Source organism: Commensalibacter sp. M0268 (assembly GCF_016101925.1).
GTDB lineage: Bacteria > Pseudomonadota > Alphaproteobacteria > Acetobacterales > Acetobacteraceae > Commensalibacter > Commensalibacter melissae.
The window spans coordinates 13120-29108 of sequence record NZ_JACFPQ010000007.1 but is presented as its reverse complement, the minus strand read 5'-3'; the positions used below and the strand labels follow the sequence as shown (position 1 = coordinate 29108).

12 protein-coding genes are annotated in these 15989 nt (G+C 36.1%); 6 read left to right on the top strand and 6 right to left on the bottom strand.

Features of this window, described 5'->3' with window-relative positions; translation table 11 throughout:
* The 3 genes from H3R28_RS08945 to H3R28_RS08645 form a co-directional block, all read left to right on the top strand.
* The coding region (locus tag H3R28_RS08945) for a hypothetical protein (RefSeq protein ID WP_232351284.1) at positions 1-260 on the top strand (260 nt) is incomplete at its 5' end.
* A 621-nt stretch (positions 261-881) separates the two neighbouring features.
* On the top strand, positions 882-2333 hold the full coding sequence (locus H3R28_RS08650) for a DASS family sodium-coupled anion symporter (RefSeq protein WP_198210680.1): 1452 nt from the start codon (positions 882-884) through the stop codon (positions 2331-2333).
* Positions 2334-2555: 222 nt separating this feature from the next.
* Positions 2556-3923 carry a hypothetical protein gene (locus H3R28_RS08645; RefSeq protein WP_198210679.1) on the top strand — a complete coding sequence of 456 codons (1368 nt, stop codon included), beginning with the start codon at positions 2556-2558 and terminating at the stop codon, positions 3921-3923.
* Positions 3924-4445: 522 nt separating this feature from the next.
* Here the strand turns inward: H3R28_RS08645 and clpB are convergent.
* Positions 4446-7052, bottom strand: a complete 2607-nt coding sequence (gene clpB, locus H3R28_RS08640; protein ID WP_198210678.1) for an ATP-dependent chaperone ClpB — start codon at positions 7050-7052, stop codon at positions 4446-4448.
* A 325-nt stretch (positions 7053-7377) separates the two neighbouring features.
* Here clpB and H3R28_RS08635 point away from each other — a divergent pair, with 325 nt between their 5' ends.
* Together H3R28_RS08635 and feoB are read left to right on the top strand one after the other, a co-directional pair.
* A complete protein-coding gene (locus H3R28_RS08635) occupies positions 7378-7626 on the top strand; it encodes a FeoA family protein (protein ID WP_110439607.1) in 249 nt (82 codons plus the stop codon).
* Between the two features lie 3 nt (positions 7627-7629).
* A complete protein-coding gene (gene feoB, locus H3R28_RS08630; RefSeq protein ID WP_198210677.1) occupies positions 7630-9477 on the top strand; it encodes a ferrous iron transport protein B in 1848 nt (615 codons plus the stop codon).
* A 79-nt stretch (positions 9478-9556) separates the two neighbouring features.
* Here the strand turns inward: feoB and H3R28_RS08625 are convergent, their stop codons facing one another.
* Positions 9557-10813: a hypothetical protein gene (locus H3R28_RS08625; protein WP_198210676.1), complete on the bottom strand. Its 1257-nt coding sequence runs from the start codon at positions 10811-10813 to the stop codon at positions 9557-9559.
* 107 nt (positions 10814-10920) lie between these two features.
* Between H3R28_RS08625 and H3R28_RS09100 the strand changes: the two genes are divergently transcribed.
* On the top strand, positions 10921-11154 hold the full coding sequence (locus H3R28_RS09100) for a DUF6587 family protein (protein WP_370552844.1): 234 nt from the start codon (positions 10921-10923) through the stop codon (positions 11152-11154).
* A gap of 76 nt (positions 11155-11230) precedes the next feature.
* On the opposite strand, the gene ahcY is transcribed toward H3R28_RS09100, so the two are convergent.
* The 4 genes from ahcY to radA all read right to left on the bottom strand — a co-directional run bounded on the left by ahcY (position 11231) and on the right by radA (position 15981).
* Positions 11231-12529, bottom strand: a complete 1299-nt coding sequence (gene ahcY / locus H3R28_RS08620; protein ID WP_198210681.1) for an adenosylhomocysteinase — start codon at positions 12527-12529, stop codon at positions 11231-11233.
* A 103-nt stretch (positions 12530-12632) separates the two neighbouring features.
* On the bottom strand, positions 12633-14024 hold the full coding sequence (locus H3R28_RS08615; protein ID WP_198210675.1) for an HNH endonuclease family protein: 1392 nt from the start codon (positions 14022-14024) through the stop codon (positions 12633-12635).
* Positions 13982-14437: a DUF262 domain-containing protein gene (locus H3R28_RS08610; protein WP_198210674.1), complete on the bottom strand. Its 456-nt coding sequence runs from the start codon at positions 14435-14437 to the stop codon at positions 13982-13984. The genes H3R28_RS08615 and H3R28_RS08610 overlap by 43 nt, the downstream gene beginning before the upstream one ends.
* Before the next feature lie 158 nt (positions 14438-14595).
* The gene (radA, locus tag H3R28_RS08605; RefSeq protein ID WP_198210673.1) at positions 14596-15981 is read right to left on the bottom strand and encodes a DNA repair protein RadA; all 1386 of its coding nucleotides are present in this window, start codon (positions 15979-15981) and stop codon (positions 14596-14598) included.
* Between the last annotated feature and the right edge of the window lie 8 nt (positions 15982-15989).

Sequence of the window (15989 nt, the reverse complement as noted above, 5' to 3'; positions counted from 1 at the left end):
AACACTACAACCAATACGCCACCAGCATATCCCCTTCTCATCCTATACAATTGTCAATGAACAAAACCGTAAAACACATCAAAAATGAGCCCTACAATCTAATCCCCACAAAGCAACCAGTCAAGAACTTTCAAGCTCGTCGCTCCGTGAATGTCCTTCTACAGAAATCTCTCATGCCAGTCAACCGATTTCTCTCAAAATTATCCAAAAAAATCTCGCCAATAACAAAAATAACAGGTTATCAAGACCTTACACCTTAAATAACCATAACCCAGCCCAATATATCCAAATCTCCGATTCCGCAAAAAACAGAATCCCAATCACAATAAATAAGGTATCCCGTCCATAATCAGCAGAACAGGATACCTTACCAAATATCGGATTCACCCCTGAAAAGAAGTGTCACAAAGCTAAGTTAAATAAAAAATATTAAAATTTAACAAGAAAGAAAAAATTAAGAAAGGTATCAATAGCGATTCACAACTCAAAGACAAGAAACACCCCACCTTCTCGATGCAAACCTTATATGGTGGCAACCAGCACAATTTCAATAACTTAACCAAAATTAATCATTCATTATATCAACCTCATCAACAGTAAAATAAAAAATGTTTCCAATAGCATCTGGTTTTACCTAAATTAGGCTTGATATTTTTGTAAGTTATTTACTTAAACGAATTAAAAGGTATACCTCCCCCCTTTAACCAAGAACAATTTTTTTGATGTTTAAAAATATCGTAACTATCTAAAAATAAGAAATAATTTTATATAATTTATAACTAAAAGTTTACTAAAATTTCTTTTTAATAACCAAAAATTCATTACGAAATTTATTTTATTTCCAGCATATTATACATTTAAAAATAAATAAGGATCACGGTATGAGTAAGGCCCTTCGCTGTTTATGTCCTATTCTTGCAACATTAATCATCCTGATCATTCCAGTCCCTCGTGGGCTTGAACCTCATGCATGGAGATTTTTTGCCATTTTTTTGGGATGTATTGTCGGGCTTATTTTAGAACCCCTACCTGGTGGCGCCATTGGATTAATCGGTATTTCCGTTGCCGCTCTATTTGGACCATATGTTCTATTTAGTTCCGAAGAATTGGCCCAGCCTGGATTTAAACCAACCATCAATGCATTTGAATGGGCTGTTTCAGGATTTTCCAACCCAACCGTATGGCTGATTTTCGGAGCATTTACCTTTGCACTCGCCTATGACAAAACAGGACTAGGAAAACGCATCGCCTTATTACTCGTTCGATCACTTGGTAAAAATACTTTGGCTCTAGGATATGCAATTACTTTTACAGATACAATCCTTGCCCCCTTTACCATATCAAGTACCGCACGTAGTGCTGGCATTATTTATCCTGTTCTTAGTCACCTACCTCCTTTATATAATTCCCGCCCTTTTGATTCATCACGAAAAAAAATTGGTACATATTTAATGTGGACAGGAATTGTTTCAACTTCCATTACCAGTTCATTTTTTATGACCGCACTGGCACCTAATCTTTTGTCAATCAACATGGCCAATAAAATCATCGGCATTAATATTACATGGATGGAATGGTTCATGGTAACCTTACCAGCCTGCTTTGTCTTGATTACCATTTCTCCCTTATTGAGTTATCATCTTTGTAAGCCAGAAATTAAATCCAGCACTGCCATTCCAACCTGGGCCAATAAAGAATTACAACTGTTAGGATCCTTAACCGCAAAAGAAATGTTACTGATTTTTTTTGTAACTTGCGCACTGCTTTTATGGATTTTAGGTGGGAAATTTATTACACCTCCACTGGTAGGCATTGTTGTGGTTTCAGCAATGTTAATTAGCCAATTATTAACATGGAATGATATCGTGGAAAATAAAGCTGCATGGAATATTTTCACCTGGTTGGCAACCTTGATCGCCTTTGCTTCCGGATTAAACAAATCAGGCTTTATTAATTGGTTTGGTCAATTAATTAGCGTTTATATCATTCATTTTTCACCTCTCGCAGCAATGATTCTACTTTTATGCATTTACTATAGCCTACACTATTTCTTTGCAAGTAATACCGCCCATGCGGCTGCATTATTACCCATCTTCCTTGGGACCGCCAGTCACATTCCTGGAATTAATATTCATCATTATGTCTTGTTGATCCTTCCCCTTTTAGGATTTATGGGAATTGTCACTCCCTATGCCGCTGAACCAAGTGCTGTCTATTATGGAAGTGGGTTTATCCCTAATTCGGTTTGGTGGAGACTAGGTTTTATCTTCGGTCTTCTTTTCCTTATCACCTGGTTGTTTATTTCTATTCCATGGGTTTTAATGATATCATAGAACAATAATCAAAACCTTATCAGATGTAGGAAACTCAGGTTTTTGCGATTGCAAGTATTAAATTAAATATTTTTTGAGATGTAACTATCATTAAATTTGTGATATATGTTTTTCCAAATAGCGGAAAAATTTTTGAATAATTTACAAAACAAATATTAATTAAATTTTAACTTCAATTTAATTACAAATAATTAAACTATGTAAAATAAATAAGGTAGCTATATGCGTATTAAATTTGTTGTTTTTTATACTGAAGGCAACCCAAATGACGAAGGAAGTGATTTAACAAAAGTTGTCAGAACTGTTCGATCACTTGTCGAAGAAACTGGCCACGAATTCGATGCTTATACACCCAAACGACTATATCAAATGGGTGCGGGAGAATTAGTTAAAGCATATCCTGATAAATACAATCTGGGAAATAATCCTAATACACACAAATTTGGATTATTCAGCTGGAAACCCTTTACTATTTTGCATGCTCTTTCAACCATGGAAAAAGATGATGTCATTTTTTACCTTGATGCAAATATTGCCAAATACCCAACCCTGCGCCTTGTTATACAAAGTATAAATACGATTATCAATAAAGCCTTGAATTTTTGTGATTTTTATATTGGCAGGGAACTTACAGAACAAGTTTTAAAAGCCTCTGATTTTTGTTCCATCAGACAAATTGAAGAAATAGGGGGAAATTCACTTTTTGTTCAAAATTTTCCTTTACTGATTGCCAACAATATTATCGCAAAAGTGTCTGATTTTGCATTTGATATCTTACTGGACTGGTTGGCAATGTGCAGGGTAAAAGAATATATTCTTCCTCCTACAAAAGAAGAAGAAAAAAGCCCCAATTTCAAATGGTTCTGTGCCGACCAATCCATATTAAACATGATTATTGCCAGGCATATTGAAGAAGGTTTGCTACCTTGGTTTTTCCCCAATATTTGTCATGGTAGATCCAATAATTTTTCCATTCCAAATAATGATCACATTCAATATTTGTCCCATTCAACGGAAGTTATTTGGAACAGACCGAAATTCAGAGAGCAACATCAAAAACAGATTGCAAGTACACAAATCTTTCTTGATAACATTTGTAATTCAAAAACCATTGGAAATCCATGGATAACATTAGATTACAATTTAAAAGACTGGCAAGCTGCTGATGATGCAACCTTTACACCTTTAGAAAATGATAATTACGCTTTTGCAGATGGCGACCAAAATAATTATCATCTAATCCGTATTCATGATCCAAAATTACAGAATATGGAAATTGATCTGGAAATCATAGCAAAAAAATATCCCTCTTCAGACCCCAAAATTGGTATGCATATTCAACAATGGGGGGGGATAGATTTATGCACAATCTATGAAAATAATGATAAAACGATACATCCTCATACAGTATTTGCTACTGCAACACCTTTAAAAAACAATTTTTATATGTATCATGTTAGATTCTTTAACTATCATGACACCTTATCAATAGGAACCGGTTGTCCTCAAGGGCATTATTTGGGTAAAAATAATAAGCAATTTGAATTTAGCTCAATAAAAATAAAAAGACGGTTTATTAACCCATTATAAATATATATTTTAAAATTAATTTTAATAACTAATAATTTAATTTTTAGTTATTAAATAATTTATTAATATTTATGATATGAAAAAATTAAAAGCGATCCAATTTTATAAATTTAATTGTTAATTTTAGAAAAATATAAGAAAACTTCAATATGTTAATCAGACTGTTTTACCTATAGATTTTATATATAAAAATTACCAAATTAATAGATTATCTGGAACAACTATAATTCTATAAAGAATATTCTCATATAGAATCTATAAAAGATTAAACCCATCCAATGAAATGACAAAAGACAAGCAAAGGTTTCTATTAGTCAAACCGATCAATTTTTATCAGCATAGATACCTATCGAACATCCAATTTCATGATGGACAAAAGGTAAATCTTTTAATTCCCATAATAAAAGACATCCTATCAGATCAAACTTATTTATCTGTCCGTATATTATACAAGTTAAACAATATTTAATATAATCATAAATAAAAACTGGTTGAAATGAACTCAACCAGTTTTAACGAAAATCAGGCTTTGTCTATAACTGATTTACCCTGAATTAATAAACCAGCCTCATTGGCACTGATTGAAATAGTATCCCCATCATAAACATCGCCTTGCAACAATAATTCTGCCAATTGATTTTGCAAATTTCGTTGTATGACACGTTTTAGAGGACGTGCACCATAAACCGGATCATATCCAGCTTCCTCCAGCCACGCATGTGCTTTTTCATCCAGATCAAGCCTAATTTTACGATCCTCAAGCAATCCTTGTAAACGCTGTAATTGTATATCCACAATTTTTGCCATATCAGCCTTTTGCAATCGACTGAACAAAACAACTTCATCCAAACGATTAAGAAATTCAGGACGAAAGTGGGCACGTACAACTTTCATAACTTCAGCCTGTACAAGCTCTGTTGACTCACCTTCTGTCTGATTAGCCAAAATTTCAGAACCAAGATTGCTTGTCAAGATTATAATCGTATTACGAAAATCTACGGTTCGCCCTTGACCATCTGTTAAACGTCCATCATCAAGAACCTGCAATAATACGTTAAAGACATCCTCATGAGCCTTTTCAACCTCATCAAACAAAATAACCTGATAAGGTCTCCTGCGAATAGCCTCTGTCAAAACACCCCCTTCTTCATAGCCAACATAACCGGGAGGGGCACCAATCAACCGTGCAACTGCATGTTTTTCCATGAATTCACTCATATCAACACGCAATATCGCTTTTTCGTCATCAAAAAGGAATGAAGCAAGCGCTTTTGCCAGTTCGGTTTTACCTACTCCAGTTGGACCCAGGAATAAAAAAGAGCCAATAGGCCGGTTTGGATCCTGCAATCCTGCTCGTGCCCGACGTACAGCATTTGCAACCGCTTTCAAGGCGGGTTCCTGCCCTACGACACGTTTACGAAGCTCGTCTTCCATTCGTAAAAGCTTAGCCCTTTCCCCTTCCAGCATTTTATCCACTGGAATACCTGTCCACCGAGATACAACCGCCGCGATCTCATTTTCAGTCACTGATTTGGAAACCAAATTCGCCTGATCCGGATGTTCATGCTGTTTGGTTTGCAAACCCTCAATTTTCTTTTGAAGTTCTGGAATAACACCATACATCAATTTAGAGGCTTGGGCCAAATTACCTTGGCGTTGTGCAACCTCAACTTCTGAACGGGCCTGATCCAGCTGTTCCTGCAATTTTTGAACATCATTAACCTTATTCTTTTCAGCATGCCAGGCCGCAGTCATTGCATTTGATTTTTCTTCTAAATCAGCAATCTCAACCTCCAATGCTTCCAAACGGTCACGACTGGCTGAATCTTCCTCCCTTTTCAAAGCTTCACGCTCAATTTTTAGTTGAATCAAACGACGATCCAGCTCATCAAGCGCTTCTGGCTTGCTATCAATCTGCATCCGTAACCGACTTGCGGCTTCATCTACCAGATCAATTGCTTTATCCGGCAAAAATCGATCTGTGATATAACGATTGGATAAAGTTGCCGCTGCCACCAGAGCACTATCACTGATCCGCACCCCGTGATGCAATTCATATTTTTCAGAAATACCCCGCAAAATTGAAATCGTATCCGCTACTGATGGTTCCCCGACAAAGACAGGCTGAAACCGCCGTGCCAAAGCTGCATCTTTTTCAATATATTTGCGATATTCATCCAGGGTTGTCGCACCAATACAATGCAAGGTACCACGTGCCAGCTCAGGTTTAATGAGATTTGATGCATCCATTGCTCCATCACTACGTCCCGCACCAACCAATGTATGCATTTCATCAATAAACAATATGACTTTTCCAGCCGCAGCTTCAACTTCTTTTAATATAGCCTTCAAACGTTCCTCAAATTCACCCCGATATTTAGCCCCTGCAACCAAGGCACCCAAATCCAAGGCTAATAACTGTTTATTCTTCAATGCCTCTGGAACGTCACCATTTACGATCCGTGATGCCAAACCTTCAACAATTGCAGTTTTACCAACTCCAGGCTCACCTATAAGCACAGGGTTATTTTTGGTACGTCGAGCCAAGACCTGAATCGTTCGACGAATTTCCTCATCTCTTCCAATCACTGGATCCAATTTTCCTTGCCGGGCAACCTCTGTCATATCCCGTGCATATTTTTTTAACGCATCAAAGGAAGCCTCCGCATTCTGGCTGTCAACCTTCCGACCTTTTCGAATAGTATCAATCGCTCTTGCCAGATTTTGAGCTGTAACGCCCCCTTTTTGAAGGGCCTGACCAGCTGGTGTTTCAGATGCAGCCAAGGCAAGTAACAGGCGATCCTGAGCAACATACTCGTCCCCGGCCTTCGTGGCCTCTTTTTCCGCGCCATCCAAAACACGAACCAATTCTGGCATGGCTTGAGGCTGTCCAGCACCATTGCCCTGAACTTTTGACATGGAATCCAATGAATGTTCAACCGTTGTTTTGACAATGGCGGGTTCCCCGCCAGCTGCACGTATCAAGGAAGCTGCGGCTCCTTCCTCATCATCCAATAACGCTTTTAATAAATGCTGAGGCGTTAATTGCTGATGAAAATCACGAATTGCAATTGTCTGTGCCGCTTGAAGAAACCCTCTTGAACGTTCAGTAAATTTTTCGATATTCATAAATTTATGTCCCTTTTAAAATTAGGCAACATGCCTGCCAAAGTTTTGCCCCTCTTATGAGGCAGCGTTCCTTCGCAAAAAAATCAATTTTACAAAAAAGTAAGTATCATTTCATTACAAATTCATTATTGCATGAACTCAACTTATCGAGTAAAAAAAAATTTTTTCTTTTCACCTATTTATTTTATACCAATCCTTCCGATAAATGAATAAGAATCATCATAAATAAAATAAAATTCAAAATTGATGACATAACAGGAATTTTCTGCCATATTATTAAGAACGCAAATCATTCTTAATGATAGAGTTAAGTTCAATTTAAATAATGACTGTTCCAAATTTAAGTATGCTTTCCCCAGGGAAATCAAGTGTTATTGATCATGTCGAAGAATTTTCTTCTCCTGATCCTATTGCAGACCGTTTACGCGATTTAGGCTTCGTACCAGGCGAAATTGTCAAAATCATTGCCTTTGGGCCATTTGGCTCAAATCCTATTGCTGTACAAATCGGATCGACCCGTTTTGCGCTGCGCCGTTCTGAAGCGGCCAGAATCATTTTACATTTGGATTGTTAATTTATGCCTGAATCATCCATATTCCCTATTTCCAAGATAGCTTTAGTGGGCAATCCAAATTGCGGAAAAACCGCTTTATTCAATCAATTGACCGGAAGTAGACAGAAAGTCGCCAATTATGCCGGGGTCACCGTGGAACGTAAGGAGGGACAATTCGTCACACCCTCCAAAAACAGGATTACCCTTATCGATTTACCGGGGGCATACAGTTTAAAAGCAACCAGCCTTGATGAAGCAGTCACCAGGGATATTTGTATGGGGAACTATCGTAACGAACCCCCACCAGATGCCTTGATCTGCGTTATTGATGCAACAAATTTGCGACTACATTTAAGATTCGCCCTTGAAATTTGCCGTCTTAAGCGCCCAATGATGATCGCTCTAAACATGAGTGACATTGCAAAAAAACGTAAAATCGACATAGATATTCCAAAACTGGAATCAATTTTGGGCATTTGCATTATCCCCACAATAGGAACCCAAAAAAACGGAATTAAAAAACTTGTCGACAATATCGACACCTCTTTTAAAATTCCAACAATTGATCTTGATAATCAAACCGATTTACATGTCGAAGTACGCAAAATTCTCCTGAAATGCGTCCATAATTCTTCTGAAAATTCTGTTCTGCTTGATGAAAAAATTGATCGATGGGTTTTACATCCCATTATTGGTCCCTTAATCCTTCTCATTTTATTATTTATCATGTTCCAGGCCGTTTTTTCATGGGCCCAACCCTTTATGGATGGCATACAGGATTTGACAGGTTGGCTTGGAAAAATCATTGCTAACTTATTACCGACAGGTCCCTTGAGAAGTTTAATTATTGATGGTGTTTTTGCGGGGGTGGGAACAACATTCGCCTTTTTACCTCAAATTCTTGTTCTCTTCCTGTGGATTTTATTCTTAGAAGAATCCGGGTATTTGCCCAGAGCAGCCTTCTTACTTGATCGCATTATGGCTTCTGTTGGATTAAATGGTCGTTCTTTCATCCCATTATTATCCAGTTTTGCCTGTGCAATTCCCGGTATCATGGCAACCCGGACAATACCTAGCGCTAGAGATCGTCTAGTTACCATTCTCATTGCACCTCTGATGACTTGTTCCGCACGATTACCAGTTTATGCTTTACTAATCAGTGCCTTTATCCCTCATAAAACTATCGGAATAATATTCAACCTGCAAGGTCTTGTCCTGTTTGGTCTTTATCTACTAGGAATCGCGAGTGCCTTTTTAGTGGCCTTACTTCTCAAAAAACGAAAAAAATCATATGATAACACCCTTTTACTAGAACTTCCCTCTTACCGTTTTCCAAGTGTTCGGAACATTTTGTTTGGATTATGGCAAAGGATTGAAATCTTTGTTAATCGCGTAGGAACAATCATCTTAACGGTCAGCATCCTTTTATGGGCTTTATCAAGCTTTCCAAAACCGCCTGCTGGTGCACAAGGTCCAGCCATTGATTGGAGTTTTGCCGGTATTATAGGTCACTGGATTCAACCCCTTTTTGCACCCATTGGTTTTAACTGGGAAATATGTGTTGCGCTTATTCTTGGATTGGCAGCCAGAGAGGTTGCTGTTACGTCTCTTGCAACTGTTTATTCCATAGCTGGTGTTGATTCTGATGCACCGGGCCAACTGGTTCATTTTCTTTCAACACAATGGAGTATAGCAACAGGACTTTCCTTTCTGGCCTGGTATGTTTTTGCTCCACAATGCTTTTCTACGTTGGCGGTTATAAAAAAAGAAACCTCTTCCTGGAAGATGGTCATAATGACAGCCTGTTATCTGTTTTTCATGGCTTATTTTGCCTCCTTTACCACCTGGCATATCGCATCATTTTTTTCTTGAATCATTTTTCTATTAATTAAAAACTGATTTAATTTAATAAATCAGTTTTTAATTATATTTCTACATAATTAATAAAACATTAAATTTTATATTTATCTTTTTTTAATTGATCATAGCGTTTAATAACTTTATCCACATCCATTGTTTTTTCTTGAGGGTTAAAAGTAAGATGAGCCACCATAAAATCAGAATAAATCGCTGTTTTTTTATTTAGATATTGAGGAATAACAGCCGTTAAATAAAACTCGTCATCAGCATGAGGAGGCAAAGACATATATCTCAATTTCTCACCACGCCAAGCAATAAAATTAATAGAGTAACGTGTGTTAAATTCCATGAATTGTTTTTCTAAAGACAATGAACTGGCATTATTATCTATAAAATAATCATGTAATTTTTCTGCATTTTTTCCACTTTCCCATAACGAACCGTAAACGCCTTCCCGTGGATTTTCATAATGCCCTACAGTTTCAGGAACCACTTTATTTTTTTGTTGCAAATAAGCGCAGGTCGCATTATTAACAACATTAGCTGAAACAACAAAATATTGCTCGTTCTTTTTAGTAAATTCAATAAAATCTTTTATTTTATCAAGCTCAATATAAACAATATCATCATCACATTTTAAAAAAATATCATTTTCAAATTGATCATATCTAGAAGCGTAATAATGATAGGCACGGTAATAAGGAGAATTTTCATACACATTTCCAATAAAACGCTTTATTTTATCGTTATTATGTACAAACTCCAAGGTTCTATCAAAATCTGTACGCATATAAATAGAAAACTTATTATGATGCGTATATTTTGATGGAATCCGAAAATGATAATCATCAACTTCCACAGTGGTATTACCATGAATATCCCTTTTAATACTAATATTATTGACCAAACCATCTGATAAAACACCCGGTGTTCCTTGAATAAAAATATAAGATTTATCATCGGACGAGCGTTCATAAGATAAAAAAGCCTTTTTATCTACAATACGTATTCTTGTTTGACCATTGTTCCATCCCCCTATTAAAGCTTCAATAAAATAATCTCCCTTTTCCGGGACGAAAGCTAGATAAAGTTCTGAAGGGATTCTTATAGGTATTCTCACCGAAGAATTACAATTTATATCTCGACAATATTGATAACCTGAATGGCCATGTAAAAATTTTACAGAACCCAATTTTTTCAAAAAATTTCTATCTGATTCATTACGAGTAAAATCCCAAATATGCCATTCATCTATAGTTCCTTCTTTTAACATCTCGTGAACATAATCACTGAGAACCGACATTCTTTTTTCTCGACCAGCAAACGTAACCATGATTTTTTTAGACACAATACTAACTTTCTCTAAAATGAGTTATCAAATTCGAAATTTATACCATTAAGATTTTATAATTTTAACAAAATGACTTATAACAAAAAAAACACCCAAAATAAATTATGAAAAATCCAATGCAAAATAATCTTGTTCTTTTTATTATTGTTTTATGTATTTTTTACTGGTTAAACCGGTTTTTTCCAATAATTGGCAAATTCATATGGCTAGGAACTGCTTATGTGCTTAAACGCATCCATGCCCCCGCAATAAGCCAGCAATGGGCCTTGAAACACTGCAATACTCAGCAAACGTCAGGTTGTAGCAGCTGCAGTAAATGCAATAGCAAATGTCATTGAATATTATTTATTCATTTAAATAAAAAACTCATTACAAATTGTAATGAGTTTTTTTATGTCACTATTATTTTTAAAACTAATAACGATAAGAATCTGGTTTAAATGGACCTTCAACATCAACGCCAATATAATCAGCCTGAGCTTTATTCAATTTAGACAGAACCGCACCAACTTTTTCGAGATGTAAAGCTGCCACCTTCTCATCCAAGAACTTGGGAAGGGTATAGACTTTTGCTTCATATTTACCCTTTGGTGCTGTCCATAATTCAATCTGTGCCAAAGTCTGGTTTGTAAAGGAGGCAGACATCACAAAAGATGGGTGACCAGTGGCATTCCCAAGATTAACCAAACGTCCTTCAGAAAGAAGAATAATACGGTTACCATCGGGAAAAATAATCTCATCAACTTGAGGTTTAATATTTTCCCACGTGAAATTCCGTAATTTTTCAACTTGAATTTCTGAATCAAAATGACCAATGTTGCAAACGATCGCACGATTTTTCATGGCACGCATATGATCAACGGTAATAATATCAATATTACCGGTACAAGTTACGAAAATATCACCACGTGGTGCAGCCTCTTCCATAGTGACAATTTCATATCCTTCCATCGCGGCCTGTAATGCACAAATAGGATCAACCTCTGTAACAAGAACACGACAACCAGCATTTCGCAAACTTGCGGCCGAACCCTTACCCACATCACCAAAACCGGCAACAACGGCAATCTTTCCAGACATCATTACATCTGTACCGCGACGGATTGCATCGACCAGGCTTTCACGACAACCATATAAATTATCAAATTTAGACTTCGTAACACTGTCATTGACATTGAATGCTGGAACTAATAAGGTTCCTTTCTTTTCCATTTCACGCAAACGGTGAACACCTGTTGTCGTTTCTTCAGATAACCCCTTAATATTTTTTAACATCTCAGGATATTTCTGATGCATTAACAGGGTTAAATCACCCCCGTCATCCAAAATCATATTGGGAACCCAACCATTCGGACCATGAATGGTCTGTTCAATACACCAGTTAAATTCCTCCTCGGTTTCACCTTTCCAAGCAAATACAGGAATACCAGCTGCAGCTATTGCCGCAGCCGCATGATCCTGAGTTGAGAAAATGTTACAAGATGACCAACGCACTTCCGCGCCCAAGGCAACAAGGGTTTCAATTAACACAGCTGTCTGGATAGTCATATGCAAGCAGCCGGCAATTTTCGCTCCCTTAAGAATCTGTTTATCCGCATATTCTTTACGAAGAGCCATTAAACCTGGCATTTCCCCTTCAGAAATAGCAATCTCTTTCCGCCCCCAACTCGCAAGTGAAATATCTTTCACTTTGTAATCATGTTGATCTTTCATCATTTATCAATCCTTTTTATGATCAAATTAATATTATGATGTATTATTAGAGCACATATAAGAAGAGATCAATCTAATGCGTCAAAAACAAAACAGCATATTATTATGAAAAAATAAAATTTGATATTCTTTTCGCTGCTTTTTCAGTTGTTTCTAAAATATCATTTTTCTCCCATTTATCACTAGGATAGTTAATTAAAGTTTTCGCTAAATTATATTTGCTATTTTTGTATCCATTTTTATTATGAATAAAACTTTGCTTTTTAGTTTTAAACCATTCATTACTGATACTTCGATTGATATTCTCTTCAAGCAAAATTTTGTTTCCCAATCTGTTAATTACATTTTCAAACTCATTCTTATCCATTTTTGCGTCATGTCGAATTGTCTCTATATTACGACCACTAGCTGGCATGATATGTTCAACATTAACCGTTTCAGAAAAATTAAATTTTAGATTTTTATTTTTAGCGTACAAATATTCATTAACAAATACCAGCATGTTTTTATCATATGTTAATATCGCGTCGTCAACCTCTTTGACATTCCATTTATCATGTATATGATCATAAAAATCCTGACAAATAACATGTTCTGGAATATTAAAATCGACCATCTTTATAATTTCTGCATATAAAAATATCTTAAATTTATTGCTTGAATAACCAGCATCTCCCAACTCTAATAATGAAAATAATTTCAACAATGATTCACAGACATTTATTATTTTATCTTCGGTAATTTCATCTAATTCAAAACGATACAGATAAGCGGCTAGATATAATTTAATATTAACATTGCACTTAAGAAGTAACTTTATAATGGAATAATCTTTAATTTTATCCCATTTATATGCAATTTTTTTTAAATTATTGCATAGTAAAAATGGATTTTTTAACAAATCCTGCTCATGATCAGCATAATATCTTCTTAGACCTGGAGTTCTTACATAAATATAAGATTTCAAATATTCCTGTTCTTTAGCACGATTAATGTACATAAATTGTTGCAATACAGAATCAATTGTAACGACTTTTTTAGATTTTAATTTATTTGTTAATTGGAGAATCTCTTCCCATTGAATATTAAATTCCTCTCTTTTATCACCTACATATGAATATAATTTTGCAGAAATAATATCTGCATCTGAAAGCGGCAAACCTGTTGAATTCAATGAATTAAACATTGTAATAGCTTGTTCGACTTGCCAACTGCGTATTTCGATTACCTGACAATTTTTTAAAAAAGTTTTTGTAAATTGATTCAACCAAGAATCGCTATTTTCTCTCAATTTTTCATAAAAATTTTTAAAGTTACGAAAATAGTTTGTATATCGGTTATTATTTTTTTTATAAGGCAGCTTAAAAACTTTTTCCTCGGCATCTTCAAAATCACTGGCACCTATAATTTTATTAAATTCTTCTGGATACAATTCATTAATTGATTTATTTCCTAGTATGAGAATATTTTGTGTCTTTTTTGGATCTTTAAGCATAGAAGGTATATTTCGGCTTCTGCTTTATACAAAATTTCCATAATTTTATTTCTATTCGCTTTAAGACCAGCTATCAATGCCTCTGAATCTTCATCTTTTGAAACAGTTTGTAGCACTTCATTTAATCGTAACAAAATGGCTTTGAGTAACAACAAAAAAGTCGTTGTACGCTGTTGACCGTCAATTAGACTGAATTGATTTTGATCCGAGCAATCAATTATAATGCTTCCAAAAAAATAAGGATCATTTGATTCACTTTCCTTAAAATTCTCTATATCTTCTAACAATTTATCACATTGTCCAATATCCCATGAATATCCCCGTTGATATTCTGGAATTAAAAAATTTTCTGTTCGATTAAGTTTTAAATATAACTCAATATTTTTAAGATTGGGTTCAATATTCTTAGCCATAATTTTTGAATTCCTGACTATAATTTTATTTTTTAGATAATTATCAAAAATTATCTTTTTTTATAAAATTGATTTAATTAACTATTAAATAACGATAATTTTGTATTTCTAACAAATATATCCAAAAGAAAAATTTCAGTAATCAAATGTAATAAATTTTATGTGAATTGAGACACCAAATCACTTATATGACCTAATTCTATCAGCTGTAATCCATCGGGGACGGATAGTTTGCTATTTCCATGTGCAATACGCTTGGGTAAAACAACTTCATCAAAACCTAGCTTAAATGCCTCTTTCATGCGTAAGTCGGCTTGTGGCACCTGTCGAATTTCTCCAGATAAACCAATTTCACCAAAATACACTGAACCTGGAGAGGCGGAATGATGGGTCAAAGCCGAAACCAAAGCTGCTGCCACGGCCAAATCCGCCGCAGGTTCGGTAATTCTCAAACCGCCTGCCATATTTAAATAAACATCCACCCCGTTAAACCGTAACGAACAACGTGTCTCCAAAATAGCAAGCAACATATTAAGGCGTGCATTATCCCATCCAATAACTGTACGTCTTGGCGCTGAATCCCCAAATTTGGGTGCCAACAAGGCCTGCACTTCCAACAAAACAGGACGGGTTCCCTCCAAACCCGCAAAAACGGCTGACCCCGCTATATGACCATGTCGCTCTGCAAGGAATAAAGCAGATGGGTTTGCCACCTCTACCAAACCCTGTCCTGTCATTGAAAAAACACCAATTTCATCTGTTGCACCAAATCGATTTTTTGCTGCCCGTAAAATACGAAATTGATGTCCTCGATCCCCCTCAAAATATAATACGGCATCAACCATATGTTCTAGGACACGCGGCCCCGCTATAGAACCTTCCTTGGTAACATGTCCCACAAAAATTAATGCAAATTCTTTCTGTTTTGCCATACGAATCAATTCAAAAGCCGCAGCCCGAACCTGACTTACCGTCCCAGGGGCCCCATTCGCCGTATCCAGCCACATTGTTTGAATAGAATCAATGATAACGAGACTTATATTTTTTTCTTTTTCCAGCGTTGAAAGAATATCCGCAACATTTATGCAGGCAGCCAGTTGTATGTTTTTTCTTTGTTCCGCATCCTCTAACCCTAACCGATTGGCACGCATTCTTATCTGGTTAACAGACTCCTCTCCTGAAATATATAAAACGGATTGTCCCTGTCTTGATAAAGCACAAGCAGCCTGCAACAATAAAGTTGACTTTCCAATGCCAGGATCTCCTCCCACCAGCGTAACAGAAGATTGGACAAGACCTCCACCCAGAACACGATCAAATTCAGAAACACCAATGGACTGACGATCAGGAGGTGAAATCTCACCATCCAGCCCTGTAAACTGAATCATCTTGCCTGCATGTCCCAGTACAGAAATCGGACTTGTTTCCCTGGTTTCCTCGCTAATTGTATTCCATTCACCACAAGCCTCACATCGTCCAGCCCATTTATGATAAATAGCGCCACAACTTTGACAGACAAACATTTTAACCGGCTTTTTCGCCAAAACGTCCT